This window comes from Caballeronia sp. AZ1_KS37, assembly GCF_023631165.1.
Classification (GTDB): domain Bacteria; phylum Pseudomonadota; class Gammaproteobacteria; order Burkholderiales; family Burkholderiaceae; genus Caballeronia; species Caballeronia zhejiangensis.
This window is the reverse complement of record NZ_JALQDP010000038.1, coordinates 168420-184229: the sequence shown is the minus strand read 5'-3', so window position 1 is coordinate 184229 and position 15810 is coordinate 168420. Positions and strand designations below refer to the sequence as shown.

15 protein-coding genes are annotated in these 15810 nt (G+C 60.8%); 10 read left to right on the top strand and 5 right to left on the bottom strand.

Annotated features, from left to right (window positions below; all coding sequences use genetic code 11):
- Positions 1–23 precede the first annotated feature (23 nt).
- Complete coding sequence (locus tag NCS00_RS26500) at positions 24–1358, bottom strand: MFS transporter (RefSeq protein WP_033536003.1); 1335 nt, start codon at positions 1356–1358, stop codon at positions 24–26.
- A gap of 27 nt (positions 1359–1385) precedes the next feature.
- A complete protein-coding gene (gene kce, locus NCS00_RS26495) occupies positions 1386–2324 on the bottom strand; it encodes a 3,5-dioxohexanoate:acetyl-CoA acetone transferase (protein WP_008346539.1) in 939 nt (312 codons plus the stop codon).
- 310 nt (positions 2325–2634) lie between these two features.
- Here kce and NCS00_RS26490 point away from each other — a divergent pair, with 310 nt between their 5' ends.
- Both NCS00_RS26490 and NCS00_RS26485 read left to right on the top strand, forming a co-directional pair.
- Positions 2635–3666: an AraC family transcriptional regulator gene (locus tag NCS00_RS26490; protein ID WP_175980168.1), complete on the top strand. Its 1032-nt coding sequence runs from the start codon at positions 2635–2637 to the stop codon at positions 3664–3666.
- Positions 3667–3907: 241 nt separating this feature from the next.
- Entirely contained in the window at positions 3908–5461 is a 1554-nt protein-coding gene (locus NCS00_RS26485; protein WP_250441412.1) for an amino acid adenylation domain-containing protein, read from the top strand.
- A 27-nt stretch (positions 5462–5488) separates the two neighbouring features.
- On the opposite strand, the gene NCS00_RS26480 is transcribed toward NCS00_RS26485, so the two are convergent.
- Positions 5489–6664 carry an aminotransferase class V-fold PLP-dependent enzyme gene (locus NCS00_RS26480; RefSeq protein WP_250441411.1) on the bottom strand — a complete coding sequence of 392 codons (1176 nt, stop codon included), beginning with the start codon at positions 6662–6664 and terminating at the stop codon, positions 5489–5491.
- A gap of 303 nt (positions 6665–6967) precedes the next feature.
- Here NCS00_RS26480 and NCS00_RS26475 point away from each other — a divergent pair, with 303 nt between their 5' ends.
- Complete coding sequence (locus NCS00_RS26475; protein ID WP_008346531.1) at positions 6968–7822, top strand: IclR family transcriptional regulator; 855 nt, start codon at positions 6968–6970, stop codon at positions 7820–7822.
- On the opposite strand, the gene NCS00_RS26470 is transcribed toward NCS00_RS26475, so the two are convergent.
- Positions 7823–8905, bottom strand: coding sequence for a M14 family metallopeptidase (locus tag NCS00_RS26470; protein WP_008346529.1), 1083 nt, complete (start codon positions 8903–8905; stop codon positions 7823–7825). It lies immediately after the preceding gene.
- A 179-nt stretch (positions 8906–9084) separates the two neighbouring features.
- Here NCS00_RS26470 and NCS00_RS26465 point away from each other — a divergent pair, with 179 nt between their 5' ends.
- From NCS00_RS26465 to NCS00_RS26450, 4 genes are read left to right on the top strand one after another with little or no spacing between them, the layout of a single operon-like run.
- Entirely contained in the window at positions 9085–9780 is a 696-nt protein-coding gene (locus NCS00_RS26465) for an ABC transporter permease (protein ID WP_008346526.1), read from the top strand.
- Positions 9777–10487: an ABC transporter permease gene (locus NCS00_RS26460; RefSeq protein ID WP_008346524.1), complete on the top strand. Its 711-nt coding sequence runs from the start codon at positions 9777–9779 to the stop codon at positions 10485–10487. The genes NCS00_RS26465 and NCS00_RS26460 overlap by 4 nt, the downstream gene beginning before the upstream one ends.
- The gene (locus NCS00_RS26455) at positions 10484–11281 is read left to right on the top strand and encodes an ABC transporter ATP-binding protein (protein WP_250441410.1); all 798 of its coding nucleotides are present in this window, start codon (positions 10484–10486) and stop codon (positions 11279–11281) included. Before NCS00_RS26460 ends, NCS00_RS26455 begins: the two co-directional genes overlap by 4 nt.
- Positions 11282–11331: 50 nt before the next feature.
- Positions 11332–12102, top strand: a complete 771-nt coding sequence (locus tag NCS00_RS26450; protein WP_008346519.1) for an ABC transporter substrate-binding protein — start codon at positions 11332–11334, stop codon at positions 12100–12102.
- Between the two features lie 40 nt (positions 12103–12142).
- On the opposite strand, the gene NCS00_RS26445 is transcribed toward NCS00_RS26450, so the two are convergent.
- Positions 12143–13267, bottom strand: a complete 1125-nt coding sequence (locus tag NCS00_RS26445; RefSeq protein ID WP_502801603.1) for a GAF domain-containing sensor histidine kinase — start codon at positions 13265–13267, stop codon at positions 12143–12145.
- A 170-nt stretch (positions 13268–13437) separates the two neighbouring features.
- On the opposite strand from NCS00_RS26445, the gene NCS00_RS26435 reads away from it, so the two are divergent.
- From NCS00_RS26435 to NCS00_RS26425, 3 genes are all read left to right on the top strand, one after another.
- Positions 13438–14139, top strand: coding sequence for a hypothetical protein (locus NCS00_RS26435; RefSeq protein ID WP_250441409.1), 702 nt, complete (start codon positions 13438–13440; stop codon positions 14137–14139).
- 103 nt (positions 14140–14242) lie between these two features.
- Positions 14243–14659, top strand: coding sequence for a ribbon-helix-helix domain-containing protein (locus NCS00_RS26430; protein ID WP_008346513.1), 417 nt, complete (start codon positions 14243–14245; stop codon positions 14657–14659).
- 33 nt (positions 14660–14692) lie between these two features.
- Positions 14693–15796 (top strand): extracellular catalytic domain type 1 short-chain-length polyhydroxyalkanoate depolymerase, encoded by a 1104-nt coding sequence (locus NCS00_RS26425; protein ID WP_250441408.1) that lies wholly within the window; start codon positions 14693–14695, stop codon positions 15794–15796.
- The last annotated feature ends 14 nt before the right edge of the window (positions 15797–15810 follow it).

Here is a 15810-nt window from a genome sequence, read left to right as displayed (position 1 = left end):
GATATCGACATTCGTTCGGTTCATCAGCGAGCGGGAGAAGCATCGGCGACAGGACGCTGCGCGGCGTGAATCGATTTCGCGAGCAGCGGCACCAGCAGCAAGCCCAGCACCGAGGCAGCCACGACGACGTTGAAGCCCGCATCGCTTCTGCCGGTCATCGTTTCGGCGAGCCCGAAAAGATAAGGTCCGACGAAGCCGCCCAGCAAGCCGATCGTGTTGATGAACGCGAGGCCGGCCGCCGCTTGCACGCCTTGCAGCCGCTTCATCGCGACGGCCCAGTACGACGGCAGAATGCCGCCTGCAAAGAAGCCCGTGATGCCCAGCAGCGTAATCTGCACTGCCTGATTCCGGCTGGCGAGGAACGCACACGCACTGACGACGACGCCCGCGGTCAGCACGCCGAGAAAGCCGCATTCGTTGCTCACACGGCGATGAATGCGCGGAAGGGTCAGCACGCCGAGCAGAAAGCCGATGCCGACACTGCTCGACAGAACGCCGACGAGAATCGGCGAGCTCACATGCATCTGCGCGACGATCGACGGCGTGAAGAAATACAGGCCGACGAACGCCACCTGATTCAGGAAGTAGATGAGCGCGATCAGCACGGTCGTCGGGCGCTTGAGCGCGGCGAGCCAGTCTGCCGTGGTGAGGTCCGCGTGTCCGTGCGTGTCGATGACCGCGTGCGTTTCGAGCGCCTGCGCTTCCTGCGCGGACAGCCACTTCACTTCGGACGGACGATTCGGAAGCTTGAAGAACAGCACGATGCCCAACACGATGGTCGGCAAGCCTTCGAGCAGGAACATCCACTGCCAGCCGTGAAGACCGCCGATGCCGCCGAGCTGCATCAGACCCGCGCCCAACGGATTGCCGATGATGAGCGCGATCGACGGCGCGGTGTAGATCCATCCGACGGCAACGGCGCGGTCTTTGGGCGCGAACCAGAGCGTCACCATGTACATCAGCGCGGGAAACAATCCCGCTTCGGCGACGCCCAGCAACACGCGCAATATGTAGAAGGACCACTCGCCCTGAACGAACATCATCGCGGTCGAAAGCGCGCCCCACGTCACCGCGATTCGCGCGATCCACGCGCGCGGCCCGACGCGATGCGCGATCAGATTGCTCGGCACTTCGAGCAGCGCATAGCCGATGAAGAAGATGCCGGCGCCGAGTCCATACGCCGCGGCGCTGATGCCGAGGTCGGCAGCCAGAGCGCTCTTGGCGAGCGCCACGTTCGTCCGATCGATGAACGACAGGAAGTAGATTCCGCACATCAGCGGAAGCAGTCTTGCCATGGCCTTGCGAGTCGCAAGCCAATGCGTTTCTCCGAGGCTGTGGTCAACGGTAGCGGCAGTCATGATGTCTCCAGATTTGACTTCTTCGAGTCAGAGCGAAACGTTGTCGCGCCCTTTGAGCCCGAGCATGGCTCGCGCATCGGCGGGTGTCGCGATGTCGAAAGACAACTCTTCGAGAATGCGGCGAATCTTGCGGACCTGTTCGGCATTCGATTTCGCCTTCACGCCTCGCGACAGGTAGACGCTGTCTTCGAGGCCGACTCGCACGTTGCCGCCCATGATCGCGCCCATCGTCACCAGTGACATCTGATGACGCCCGGCGCCGAGAATCGAAAGATGGTAGTTCTCGCGTCCGAAAAGACGGTCGGCGGTCGCGCGCATCATCGAAAGATTCTCGGGATCGTGGCCGATTCCGCCGAGAATGCCGAACACGGATTGGATGAAGAACGGCGGCTTGATCAGCCCGATATCGATGAAATGCGCGAGGCTGTACAGATGCCCCACGTCATAGCACTCGAATTCGAAGCGCGTTCCATAGTCGCGGAATTCGGTGAGGATGTTTTTGATGTCGCGGAACGTGTTGCGGAAGATCATGTCCTCCATGCCTTCGACATAATCCTTCTCCCAGTCGAAGCGCCACGAAGACATCCTCGCCGCGACGGGATGAAGCGAAAAATTCATCGAGCCCATGTTCAGCGAGCACATTTCCGGCTTCGCCACGCGTGCGTAAGCGAGGCGCTCGTCGAGCGTCATGCGCGTGCTGCCGCCCGTCGAAATGTTGATGACGGCGTCGGTTTGCGCGGCGATCGCGGGCACGAATCGCCGGAATATTTCGGGCGATGGCGTCGGGCGGCCGTCTTCCGGATTGCGCGCATGCAGATGAAGAATCGCGGCCCCGGCCTCGGCGGCTTCGAGCGCCTGATGCTTGATGTCATCGGGCGTGATAGGCAGATATTCCGACATCGACGGCACATGCGCCGAACCGGTCACGGCGCAGGTGATGATGACTTTGCTGCTCGGATTGCTCATTGAATGTCCTTCGAAAACGCGCTCGATGGGCGAGCTTCGGCAATGCCCCGGCGCGCCTGAACGAGGCAAGCGCGGGAGGACGCCGTTGGAAAACGTAGGGCGGAACGGGAAACGACCGTGCGGCTGGCTTAAGCCGGCGGCGACGAACTGACGTGAAGTTGGCGTTGCATAGCTGTCTCCGATGGATTCGCGAGTCGCGCATTCGCGATGCGGACTCGTCTTGTTACGGTGATAGTAGTGGGATACGATGCGCTGCGAAAGGTCATATTCGGACAAGATGGTGTCCCCGCAGGACACACGAGGAGGCGCTGTGTCGTCGAGACTGCCACTGTTGAACGAGCGCATCTATGCGCCCTACAAGATCGCCGCGCTGGTGGACGTGCTCGCTGAGCAAGGCATTGCGCCGGCGGACAGCCTGAAAGGAAGCGGCGTTGCGCCCGAGGAGATCTACGATGCCTCGGTGATGACGTCCGTCCGGCAGTACGCCGCTGTATGCAGCAACGCCGTCGCGCTTTCCGCCGATCCGCGAACGCCGTTCAAGACGGGCGCGCGGCTGCATCTGGCCGCGTATGGCATGTACGGCTACGCGCTGATGTCGTGCCTGTCGCTGCGCGATTACTTTCGGCTCGGCGTCAAATACCATCGGCTCGCGACGCCGACCATCACCATCGAATGGCACGAACATCCGGACACGTCGGTATGGACGTTTCCCGACGCGTTCACGTCGCCCTTCCCGCATGACGTGCAGCAGTTCCTGCTCGAACAGCAGTACACGCAGCATGTGACGCACTTGCAGGATGTCGCGGGCAGAAGCTGTCCGCCGATGCTCGCGCGCTTCTCGTATCCCGCGCCGCCGCACGCCTCCATCTATCCGGAGTATCTCGGCTGCCCATGCGAGTTCGACGCCGACGAATGTCAGCTCATCTACGACGGCGCGATACTCGAACTCAAGCCTCATCTCGCGGACAGGCACTCCGCCGCGCTTCTGCAGGAGACGTGCGACAGGCTCATCGGACAGGCGAAGACATCGACCGGTGTTTCCGGCGAGGTCTATCAGGTTCTCATGCGCAAGCCGGGCGAGTTTCCCGGCATGGAGACCGTCGCTAGCGCGTTGAAGATGACGAGCCGCACGCTGCGTCGACGGCTCGAGTCGGAAGGCACGTCGTTCGTCGCCATCGTCGACGATGTGCGGTGCTCGCTCGCGACCGAGTATCTGAAGACGACGAAACTGAGCACGGACGATGTCGCCATGCTGGTCGGCTTCACCGACACCGCCAATTTCCGCCGGGCGCTGAAGCGCTGGACCGGCAAAGGCCCCGCCGAAATTCGCGAGCAGGAGTGACGCCGGCCGCGCAGGCTTTTCATTCGTTACTTCAGACAAAAATGGGTTCGACGGCGCACATACGTAACCTTACAGAAAGATAACAATGCACTCACTTCGCGGCAGTGGCGAATGAGCGAAGGCTGAACCGAGGAGTGTGCGAAATCCGAATCCGTCGAATTGCGATCGATCGCATCGACCGGATCGAGCAGTCGCGGACTCGAAAAAAACATCAACACTCGTGTGCCAGGGGGACCGTCGGATGCTGCATTCTCACTTCTTCGATTCTGCTGCGAACCAGCCGGACAGCCCTGCGTTATGGGTCGATGAGCGTCTTTACAGCTACCGCGAGATTGAAACCCGGGTCCGTCGCTTGTCGGCGGGACTGGCGGCGTTCGCACGAAGCACTTGCACGAGCCGATGCCTGCTGTTTGCATATCGCAGCGTCGGCGCGTATGTCGGCATCCTGGGCATTCTCGATGCCGGCATGGCCTATGTGCCACTCAACCCGAAGATGCCGGCAGCGCGGATCGCGGCGATCATCCGGCAATCCGGCGCGCCGTTGATGCTCGTCGATCGGCGTTGCGCCGAGTCGCTCGATGAAGTGCTGTCCCTGCTCGACGAACCTCCGCAGATTGTCCTGCTCGACGCAGACGCGGAAGAATCGCAACTTCCATCCCCTGCTTTCTCGCTCATGCAGAGCCGAGGCGCCGCGCACGACATCGCCTACATACTTTTCACGTCCGGTTCGACGGGATCGCCGAAGGGCGTGCCGATCACGCATGCGAACGCCGATGCGTACGTGAACGGCCAGTTGCAACTGGTCGACAAGGTGCGCGATGCGCGTTACATGCAGCTATGCGAGCTGAGCTTCGATCCGTCCGTGCATGACATGTTCGTCTGCTGGGCGAACGGCGGCTGCCTATATGTGCCCGAAAACGTCGATCCCGTCGGTAACGCGAGCTTCGTCCAGACGCACCGGATCACGCATTGGTGCAGCGTGCCATCGGTCGCCGGCATCATGCAGCAAATGCGCAAGCTGCCGGCGGGCGCATTTCCGAGCATTCGCGTGTCGATGTTCGGCGGCGAGCCGTTGCCTCGCTCGCTCGCGCAGGCGTGGATGCGTGCCGCGCCGAACAGCCGGCTGCTGCACATGTACGGGCCCACGGAAGCGACCGTCGCCTGTACGTGCTTCGAAGTCACGCCCGAATTCCTGGACGATCCGCAGCACACGGTCATACCGTTGGGCCAAGGCCTGCCCGGCGTGGAACTCATGATCGTGGATGCCGAGCTCGAACCGGTCGCCCCGGGCCAGACGGGCGAATTGCTGATCGCGGGACCGCAGCTTGCCGAAGGCTATCTGTCGTCCGACGAACCCGGCAATAGCCGGTTCATCGCGATGAACTATCCGGGCAAGACCGCGCATCGCTGGTATCGATCCTCCGACGCCGCGCGCGAAACGACGCCACACGGGATCGTGTTTCAGGGCCGTCTCGATACACAGGTGAAAATCCGCGGCCACCGGCTCGAGCTGGAAGAAGTCGAACATGTCGTGCAAGCGGCCAGCCACGCCGCGTCGTGCGCGGTTGTCCCGTGGCCGCTCGACGAAGTCGGACGAGCAACCGGCCTCGTCGCGTTCGTGACGAATCCGGAAGTCGAGACCACGCATGTTTTGCGGGCGTGCCGGCAGCGTCTGCCGGTCTATGCGATGCCGCAACGAATCGTCATCATCGATGCGTTCCCGCTGACGGTGAACGGCAAAATCGACAGAAAGGCGCTCGCGGAATATTGCGCACGCGGCGAGGTCGCGGCGTGAGGCGTGGGGCGATGGGCTCGCGTCGTTTCAGTCGATCTGCTCCGTCGCGGCCAGCGTGCCTGTCGTAAGGCCGATACGAAGCATTTCTATCAGCCGTTCGATGTCGCCTACGGTGTTGAACATCGCGAGCGACACGCGGATGCCGCCACGCTCCGGCGAGACGCGCACGTTGTTTCGAGCGAAGTAGTCGGTCCACTTGTCGACCGGCAGTTTCAGCACGTATATGTGATTGCGCTTGCCACGCGCTCGCGGACCGACGACGCTTACACCCAGCGCATCGAGGCGTTCGAGCAGCAGATCGCCGAGCGCCAGCACATGCTTCTGGATCGCCGCGACGCCTACGCTCTGAATGAGGCAAATCGCCGCGGAAAGTGCGTGCAGGTCCGGGAGATTGACGTTGCCGAATTCGAAGCGCCGCGCGTCCTTGCGTAAAGCCATGTCGTCGGGACGGGCGACATAGTCGGCTGGCGGATTCGCCATGCTGGACATCGCAAGGTAAGCCGGCTGCAATTCGTCGAGACCGTCGGCGATATAAAGCACGCCGAGTCCTTGCGGCACGAGCAAGCCCTTGTGCGTGCCGGCTGCCAGCACCGAAATGTTCAGCGCCTTGACGTCGAGCGGAATGACGCCGACGGACTGCATCGCATCGACGATCAGGTAAATGCCGCGCGCCTTGCACAGCCGTCCGATGCTCATCAGGTCATGGACCTGGCCCGCATGGAACGTCACATGCGAAAGCGAAACGACTTTCGTACGCGCATCGATATACGGCTCGAACGTCTTGGCGGTGGCAATCTCGTCGTCCGGCAACGGCGCGAACCGCACTTCGATGCCATTGCGCTTGAGGTTCAGCCACGCATAGGCGTTGTTGGGATGATCGCCTTCTATCAGCACGACGTTGTCGCCGGCCCGGAGCGGGACCGCGTTCGCCGCGATATTGAGTCCTTCCGACGTGTTCTTGGTGAATGCGATTTCGGTCGGCGCCGCGTTGAAGAACGTCGCGACGCTCTCGCGTGTTTCCTCGACACGTCGCAACCAGACCGGCTTCGGACCGGCCATCTCGAAGCCTTCCGACAAGAAGGCTTCGAGCGCTTCGCGCACGCTTAGCGCAAGCGGCGTCTGGTGGGCGGAGTCGAGATAAAGCTGCCTTGTGGTGACGGGGAACTGCTCGCGGACAGCGGCGAGCTTTGCAGTCGGGATCATGAGCGATGTCTCATTTCAGGTTTTCTTTGCGAGGGCATACACGGCACGGCACGAATCCGTCGAGGCATTAGACGATCGCCGAGAAGCGATGTCAAATACATTCCGATACGTGGAACTACCGAGTTCCTATTTATGGAATCGTTAGACGGAGATGCTAAACTGGCCGCATGTCTCCCACCGTCGCGAACCTTCCTGTCACCCTCCCGGCCCGCAATTCGAATCGAGTATCCTAGGGAACCGCTTTTCGCCTGATCCGCGAAGGATGCGCGGCACAGGCCCAAAAAACCAGAAAACCCAGCACACATGCGCAAGGAAGAACAAGCCATCGTCGAGACGTCCGAGCCGGAGGTCTCTCCCACCGAGCGCGCGTTTCACATCATCGAAATGGCTGCGCAAACCGGTCGCGTGACGACCGCCGACATCATCACCGCGCTCGGCATTCCGAAGACCACTGCGCATCGCCTCGTCAGCAATCTCGAAGAGTTCGGCTTTCTCGAACACGGCATGGAACGCGGCCGGTATCAGGTCGGCCCGCGCCTGCTGGAACTCGCGACGAACATCCTGGCGGCGTCCACCTCGCATGGGCCGATCCACGCGCTGCTGATGGAACTGTCGCGACGCACGGATGAAACGGTGAGCCTCGGCGTCATGCGCGGCTCCGAGGTCGTGTATATCGACAGCGCAATCGGCAATTCGCCGTTGACGCTCAATTTTCAGAAAGGGCATCGCGCGCCCGTGCACTGCACGTCCAGCGGGCGCGTGTTTCTGGCGAACATGGAGAAGAAGCAGCTCGACGCTTATCTGCTGAGCGGACCGTGGGAACCGATCACGCCCTACACCATCGTCGATCCGGAACGGCTCAGGCTCGAAATCGACCTCGCGCGAAAGAATGGCTATGCGACCAACGATTCCGAGTTCGCGATCGGCGTGGTCGGCGCCGCCGTGCCGATCTCGGGGCCGCACGGCCGCCTGATCGCGTGCTTGAGCATCTCGGCGCCCAAAGCGCGCAAGTCGCTGGAAGACATTACCTTGCTGGTGCCGACCTTGCAGGCAGCGGCGCTGCGAATCACAAAGATTCTCGGCGTGATCGACGGCGGAACGACCGCCGAAGACAATGCCGATACCGATAGCAAGGCGACGCGCCGCAAGCGCTCCTGATCAACCGCCCGTCACGCGACCGATCTCCGCGCCGGCGGTGACGAAGCGGATCGCGCGGCGCATGTAGAACACGCCTTTCGTGCGGCTTCTGAGCGTCGTCGTTGCGCCGGTGATCGGGTCGACGATGTCGCAGATCGCCTCCCCGACCTCCACCACGTCGCCGATGTTCGCCGCGTACACCACGATGCCGCTGGTCGCGGCGTAGAAATGCTCGCTCGCCGCTTGTCGCGTCGCCGGATGAATCAAGGCGGGGCATGGCGACGGCGTATCGCGGATAGCGCCCCGATCGACGAGATAGGCAACGATCGCTCGCGCATGACGCCGCGCCGATTCATACGTGACGTCGCGCTCGCCGGCGCACTCGACGATGGCGGCGACAGCGCCCTCGCCAACCGGATACCGGTCGCCGAAGCGCGCTTCGACGTCGGCCCACGCCAGGCGCGTCCAGTCGATGAAAAGCCCGAGATCCGCGCCGTCGAACAGCATCTGCGCCCGCGATTGCAGATGGCGCGCGAGCGGTTCGACGCGCGGCCACGCGGCGGTGTCGGCATAGACGTGGACGACCGCTTCCAGCGAGCAATGAATGTCGAGAACGATGTCGGCATCGCAAGACAGCTTCAGCAGGGTCGAACGCAGCGCGTCGAATTCCGTCGTCGGCGCGCAAGCATCGAGCGATGCGCGCATTGCGTTCTTTATCGCGCGCCTGTTCGCGTCTTCGTCGCTGCCGAGACGGCCTTCCAGATGCGCGCAGATGTCCGAGGGGCGCGCGACGCCGCGATTGAAGTTCGCGGCGCTATTCAGCTCGAAGCAGCCGAAGAACTGGCCGAAGACATGCTGACTCAGGCCGATCGGATTCGCTATCGGAACGAGCGTGACGGTCGCGTCGAGCTTGCCCGCGGCTTCGAGCGCCTGGAGTTCGTCGCGCAGGACGTGCGCCGTGAGCATCGCGGGCGTTTCGTCGGCATGAAGCGATGCCTGCAGATAAACCTTCATGTCCGCGTCCGGCGGCCCGAACGTCAGGCTTACGAGATCGCGCTGGGTACCGATGGTCGCTGCGAGTAACGGCGTCCGCTTGAGTAGCACCTTTCGTCTCCTTTCTACGATGACGCGCGAGGTTCCGGCTGCGCAACGAGATTCTAAACTCGCGCATCTGAAAAATGCCGTTTTACGGTTCTAAGTAGTTCCACTTATCGGAACTTCATTGACATCGAATTTGGCATGCGCTCAAATGTGCCACATCGGACACACAAGGGACATCGTCCATGAGTTCTCTTCTACACGGATATGGCGCGCTCGTTCTCGAAGGCGCGCTGCAGACCGTGCAACTGGCGGTCTGTTCGCTGGCGCTGGCCTTCGCGATCGGCTTGCTCGGCGCCTGCGCGAAGCTGTTCGGCAGCCGATGGATCGCAAAACTGGCCCGTCTCTACACGACGATCGTGCGCGGCGCGCCGGATCTCGTGCTGATGCTGCTGCTCTACTACAGCATCCAGATTCTGCTGAACGGCATCACCGAGCGTTTGCATTGGACGCAGATCGATATCAAGCCTTTCGCGGCCGGTGTGATCGTGCTGGGTCTGATCCACGGCGCGTACTTTACCGAGACGCTCCGTGGCGCTTTTCTGGCGATTCCGCGCGGGCAACTCGAATCGGGCACTTCGCTCGGCATGTCGTTCGGCCATGTCCTTGCGCATATCCTGTTTCCGCAAATGATGCGCTATGCGCTGCCGGCGCTCGGAAACAACTGGCAAGTCATCGTCAAATCGACGGCGCTCGTATCCATCATCGGACTCTCGGATGTCGTCAAAGCCGCGCAAGACGCAGGCAAGACCACCACGCACTACTTCTTTTTTATCGGCGTGGCCGCATTCGTTTATTTGCTGATCACGACAGCATCCAATCTCGTATTACGTCACCTCGAAAATCGATATGACGTCGGCGTGCGCAAGGTAAACGTATGATCGACATCTTCCGCGAATACTGGCGGCACTATCTTTATACCGACGGCTATCAGTTCACCGGATTGATCGTCACGATCTGGCTGCTGCTGTTCTCCGTCGTGCTCGGATCCGCACTGGCGGTGCCGATGGCCATCGCGCGCAGTTCCGCGAACCGTTTCGTGTCGCGCGCGGTCTGGCTTTACACCTATCTGTTTCGTGGCACACCGCTATTCGTTCAGTTACTGCTTTGCTATACGGGCGTGTTCAGCCTCGACGTGATTCGAAATCACGAGCTCACGAACGCGTTCTTTCGGGACGGAATGCATTGTTCGCTACTCGTTTTCGCATTGAATACATGCGCCTACACGACCGAGATTTTCGCCGGCGCGATCAAGGCCACGCCTGCGGGCGAGATCGAAGCCGGCGTGGCCGCGGGAATGTCGACGTTGCAGCTTTATCTGCACGTCATTCTCCCCTCCGCGCTGCGGCGCTCGTTACCGAGTTATAGCAATGAAGTCATTCTGGTCTTCCATTCGACTTCCGTTGCGTTCGCCGCAACCGTGCCGGATCTGCTGAAAGTGGCGCGCGACGTGAATTCCGCGACCTATCAATCGTTCGCCGCATTCGGCATTGCGTTTCTGCTCTATTCCGCGATCACCTTTTCGCTGGTCTGGCTCTTTCGCCAGGCGGAAAACCGTTGGCTCGCTTACCTGACACCGCAAAAATGACTAACGATGTCTGCATCGATTCGTCGCGTTCACCTGAAAAAGTCGTGGTCGCCGATCTTCACAAAAGCTTCGGCACGCACGAAGTGCTGAAAGGCGTGTCGCTCAGCGCGCGCGCCGGCGACGTCATCAGCGTTCTCGGCTCGTCGGGCTCGGGCAAAAGCACGCTCTTGCGCTGCATGAACTTGCTCGAACATCCGTCGGCGGGCCGCATCTTCGTCAATCAGACGGAAATCCGCATGAAGCAGGACAGAACGGGCACGCTTAAGCCGGTCGACAAACATCAGTTGCGGCGCATTCGGTCCAAGCTCGCGATGGTGTTTCAGCACTTCAACTTATGGCCGCATATGACGGTGCTCGAAAACGTGATTCATGCGCCGGTTCACGTACTCGGACTCGGTCGGCGCGAAGCCGAAGAATATGGCCGGGCCAATCTCGACAAGGTCGGTTTGGGCGTCGATATCGCCGGCCGTTACCCCGCGCATCTCTCGGGTGGCCAGCAACAGCGCGTCGCAATCGCCCGCGCACTGACGATGGATCCCGACGTTCTGCTTTTCGACGAGCCGACTTCCGCTCTCGATCCCGAACTCGTGTCCGAAGTGTTGAAGGTCATGCAGAAACTCGCGGCGGAAGGACGGACGATGATCGTGGTGACGCATGAGATGAACTTCGCCCGCAATGTTTCCAGCGAGATCATTTTTCTGCATGAAGGACGAATCGAAGAGCAAGGAAAACCGGCGGACCTGTTCGCCAATTCCGCAAGCAGCCGACTCCGAAGGTTTCTGTCCGCGGCATAGCTTTTCTTTCTCTTTATCGACAACAAGATCATCAGCCGGAGACTTCTGTAATGAAACGATTCGTGTCGACCCTGCTGTTTTGCGCGGCCGCCTTCACCTCATCGTATGCAAGCGCTCAGGATGCGTCGACGCTTCGATACGGCGTGGATCCGTCGCATCCGCCGTTTTCATCGCGCGACTCCAGCGGCAAGCTCGTCGGATTCGACATCGATCTCGGGACCGAAATCTGCAAGCGCATGCACGCAAAATGCGAATGGGTTCAGAACGACTTCGATGGCATGATTCCCGCGCTTCAGGCCAAGAAATTCGATGCCATTCTCGCGTCCATGTCGATTACCGACAAACGCAAACAGGTGATCGATTTCACATCGAGGTTATATAAGACGCCGAACAAACTGATCGTGCGTAAAGACACGAACCTCGAACCCACCGCGGAATCGCTGAAAGGAAGATCGATCGGTGTCCAGCAGGGCACCGTTCCCGAATCCTATGCGAAGGAACATTGGGCGCCCGCCGGCGCGCGCGTCGTTTCTTATCCGAATTTCGATCAGGTATTCGCGGATCTCGCCGCTGGCCGTCTCGATAGCTGCTTCACCGATGCAGCCGTCGGCGAGTACGGATTCCTGAGAACGCCGCAAGGCGCCGGTTTCAAGTTCACCGGCGGCAATGTCTATGCGAGCAACGGCGCGGGCATTGGAATCCGCAAGTCGGATATCGAACTGAAGGAAAAGATGAACAAGGCGATCGCCGACATGCTCGCCGACGGCACCTATAAACAACTCGCAGCCAGGTATTTCCAGTTCGATCCTTACGGCAGTTGAGAGGTTATCGTCTCGACGCCGGCATCAGCGGATCCCGACGTCACACTTGCCGAACGGGGATGATTGCAGTGAAACATGTGCCATCGGCGAGCGATGACGATACCTGCAGATCGCCATGGTGAGCCTGCACGATTTGCTTGCAGATGAAAAGACCGAGACCGAGACCCCCGCCTCGCGGTTGATCGGCGGGCCGCCAATATGGCTCGAACACTTTCCTGATGTCCTCGGGCGCAATGGCATCGCCACCGTTCTTCACGGCGATGATCAATTTACCGGCCTCGACTTTCCCATTTACGGTAATAGGCAAGTCCGCCGCGCCATGCGTGATTGCATTGCCTAACAGATTGGACAATAGCTGCTGCATACGAACCGAATCGCAGTGGACGGTTCCTTCAATGGCGATGCTGTCTTCTATCATCAAGCCGGGATGACCCGCCTTTGCCTCGGAAACGATATCGCGCAAAAGCTTGCCGAGATCGGGCACCGGCGCGATGTGGGCGCCCAGTCCGGCGCCCAGGCGTCCGCGCGCGAAGTCCATTACATCGTCGATCAAACCCGCCATTCGGCCGGCGACCGCCTTCAATCGCAATCCGAGTTGAGTGATCTCGGTGGTTCCACCTTTGATCGAAAGATATTCGGCAATCGAATGCACCGCTGTTAGCGGATTGCGCAGGTCATGTCCGAGAACGGCGATGAACTGCTCACGCAATTCCGCGGTCTCGCGCGCGTGCGATAGCGCAGTTGCCGACGCAGAGCGGTTTTCCTCCAGTTCGAGCTCAAGCGCGATGAGCTTGGCGTACGCCTCGAACATGCAGACCGTGCGGACATCGGACAGATAGTGCGGACGCGGATCGATCGCGCATAGATTGCCGAAGTACCGGCCGTTGGATAGAACGATCGGCACGGAGATATAACTTTGAAGGTTATAGATTCTGGCCGTGTGATGACCGCAGTAACGCGGATCGTTCCCGAAGTCATCGATGACGATCGATTCGCGCGCTTCTCGCGATTCGAAGCATAGCGTCGTCTTCAGATCGAGTTGACCGCCGACTTCCAGACCGAAGCCAATGTCGTCGTGAACGGCGCACGCTGTCCATGTATTGTCTGTCACGCGCGCGACCGCGGCGTAGCCCATCGATGTTCTTTCGCAAATCGCCTTGAGCATCGAGCCCACGGCACTCACGCGGCCGATAGCCTCGATGTCGTCCTTCAGTGCGTCAGGGCCGTCTTCCCCGGTCAAAGTTATCATGTCGAATGCTGCTGAGATGTGACAAGGCCGTATTATGCGCCGCGAACATTTCTTTTTAGCTCCGAAAGTCCTGCCCAATGCGAGACATGCTGACTTCTTTCTTCTGGAGCGGCGACGCGATCCGCAGTCGTCGCGTCAGTGACATCGTTCTATCCGGCACGCTCGATCTGCCTGCGCCTCCCGCGTCGATGCTCGCGGATTGGCAGAGAGAAACCACGAAGCGTCTCGCGCTGCAACCCGGTGATGTCGAGCCGATGCATCTCGCGCGGACGCAATTTCGCTGGCCGGATTACAAACGCTGCGTGCAGGCCATGTCCGACTGGACCGGCGCGCTGGGGCTTCCCGCGGTGCTCGACGATAGCGACATGGCGTTGATGGCCTGTCGTGGCGCCAGGTATCACCATGACGGCGAGCAGTATGGCGGCGCCGCTTTTTGCAATCTCTTCCTGAGCGAAGACAAAGGTCTGGACTTGCACTTCCCCGCTATCGGACAACGCATTGCGCTGACGAGGGGAACGGCCGTGATCTTCGATACGGTCCAGCCTCACGGCGTCATTCAGCGCGACAGCGACCGCTTCTGCGCCGCCGACTTCCCCCCGGACCACGACTTCACCCAGATTTTCCTGACGTGGGAACTTCCCATCGAAGACGCCGATATCGGAAACGCGCTGAACGTCGTCTTCGATAGCGACCGCTCGAACGCGCTGCAACTCGAGGAAGCGCAAGTCTGGCTGAACGGCTCACGAACCGCCGTGTGCCCGGAATCGGGTTGCTGGGTGCGCGTCTGAGTCGCGATCGCGTCTGCGCTAAATCGCAAAAATCATCGTTGACGCTCTCTTGAAATCCTCCTATAACCATCCACATGGATGGTAACGGGAGGTTTTTCACACTATGGCAAAAGAAGTGCCGGATCGCTCGCGAGGCAGCGAAACCGAAAAAATCACGATCAATCTCGGTCCGGTCGACTTGGGCCAGATCGATCTGCTCGTCGAGGAAGGCTTTTACTCGAACCGGACGGATCTGATCCGCACGGCCATCCGCAATCAGTTGTCGATTCATGCGCCGGCTCTGAAGGACACCGTGACGCGCCGCGAACTCGTGCTCGGCCTTCAGCATTTTTCGAAACAGGATCTCGAGGCGGCATGCGCGGCCAATCAGCGTCTGCGGATTCAGGTGCTCGGTTTGGCGAGCATTGCCATGGACGTCTCCCCCGAACTCGCGCTGGCAGCGATCGACTCGATTCTGGTTCGAGGCGCGCTCCATGCGTCACCGGCAGTCAAGGCCGCATTGGCGGATCGAATCCGCTGATGCGCCTGACGCCTTCCCGCTAACGGAATGAACATGAAACTCAACGAAGGTTTTTTGGACTCGATGAAAGAGGCATTCGCGCTCTTTCGCAGCAACGATCCCGCCGCGGCCGCGGAAATCGTCAAACGCGCCATGCGCGGCGAACGGACGGACACGGCAACCGCGCACCCTAACCCGCAGGACGACACGACGACCGCGCGATTCGCCGATCTCTTGCAACCCCGGCGCCACGCCGGCAAGACGCGGACCGATCCGGACGTGCAGGATCGCGGGCACTTCAGCACGCGTCGTTATGTCGGCGCCGCCGGTCAACGCGATTACAAGGTCTACGTTCCCGCTCATTCACGTCGCGATCCTTTACCGCTGATCGTCATGCTGCACGGCTGCACCCAGGACGCCGACGACTTCGCATCCGGCACGCGGATGAACGCGCTCGCCGAAACGCACGGCTTTATCGTCGCTTATCCGATCCAGCCGCAGAACGCGAATACGTCGAAATGCTGGAACTGGTTCAGGCACGGCGACCAGCAGCGCGACCACGGCGAGCCGTCGCTGATCGCGGGCATCACGCGAGAGGTGATGGCCGATCACGACGTCGATCCGAAACGCGTCTTCGTTGCGGGGCTTTCGGCCGGCGGCGCAATGGCGGCGATCGTGGCGCAAACCTATCCCGACCTTTACGCGGCAGCAGGCATTCACTCGGGCCTGCCCGTGGGATGCGCGCACGACTTGCCATCGGCGCTGGCGGCCATGCGCGGCGGCAAGGCCCGATCCAAGGCGCGCAAAGCCGGCCGGGCGGACATTCATCACGCGCAGGCGTCGCAATGCCCGCTGATCGTCTTTCACGGCGATGCCGATGCTACCGTGCATCCTTCGAACGCCAACGAACTGGTACGCGAGTTTTCTGCGAGCGAAGCGACACCCGCCCGCGCGTCGAGCGGTGACGGCCGGGCGCGCAAACATACGGTCCGGCACATGACGTCGCAAGCCGGGGTGGATGCAGAACTCTGGATCATCCACGGCGCGCCGCATGCGTGGTCCGGTGGCTCGTCAAGCGGAAGCTATACCGATCCGTCCGGCCCCGACGCCAGTGCCGAAATGCTGCGATTCTTTCTCGAACATCCGCGCCGGCAGTGAGCGGTCGCCTTTGC

Coding starts and splice junctions, on each gene's coding strand:
- NCS00_RS26500 (WP_033536003.1), bottom strand. CDS start 1,358: ATGACTGCCGCTACCGTTGACCACAGCCTCGGAGAAACGCATTGGCTT.
- kce (WP_008346539.1), bottom strand. CDS start 2,324: ATGAGCAATCCGAGCAGCAAAGTCATCATCACCTGCGCCGTGACCGGT.
- NCS00_RS26485 (WP_250441412.1), top strand. CDS start 3,908: ATGCTGCATTCTCACTTCTTCGATTCTGCTGCGAACCAGCCGGACAGC.
- NCS00_RS26480 (WP_250441411.1), bottom strand. CDS start 6,664: ATGATCCCGACTGCAAAGCTCGCCGCTGTCCGCGAGCAGTTCCCCGTC.
- NCS00_RS26475 (WP_008346531.1), top strand. CDS start 6,968: ATGCGCAAGGAAGAACAAGCCATCGTCGAGACGTCCGAGCCGGAGGTC.
- NCS00_RS26465 (WP_008346526.1), top strand. CDS start 9,085: ATGAGTTCTCTTCTACACGGATATGGCGCGCTCGTTCTCGAAGGCGCG.
- NCS00_RS26460 (WP_008346524.1), top strand. CDS start 9,777: ATGATCGACATCTTCCGCGAATACTGGCGGCACTATCTTTATACCGAC.
- NCS00_RS26455 (WP_250441410.1), top strand. CDS start 10,484: ATGACTAACGATGTCTGCATCGATTCGTCGCGTTCACCTGAAAAAGTC.
- NCS00_RS26450 (WP_008346519.1), top strand. CDS start 11,332: ATGAAACGATTCGTGTCGACCCTGCTGTTTTGCGCGGCCGCCTTCACC.
- NCS00_RS26445 (WP_502801603.1), bottom strand. CDS start 13,267: ATGCTCAAGGCGATTTGCGAAAGAACATCGATGGGCTACGCCGCGGTC.
- NCS00_RS26435 (WP_250441409.1), top strand. CDS start 13,438: ATGCTGACTTCTTTCTTCTGGAGCGGCGACGCGATCCGCAGTCGTCGC.
- NCS00_RS26430 (WP_008346513.1), top strand. CDS start 14,243: ATGGCAAAAGAAGTGCCGGATCGCTCGCGAGGCAGCGAAACCGAAAAA.
- NCS00_RS26425 (WP_250441408.1), top strand. CDS start 14,693: ATGAAACTCAACGAAGGTTTTTTGGACTCGATGAAAGAGGCATTCGCG.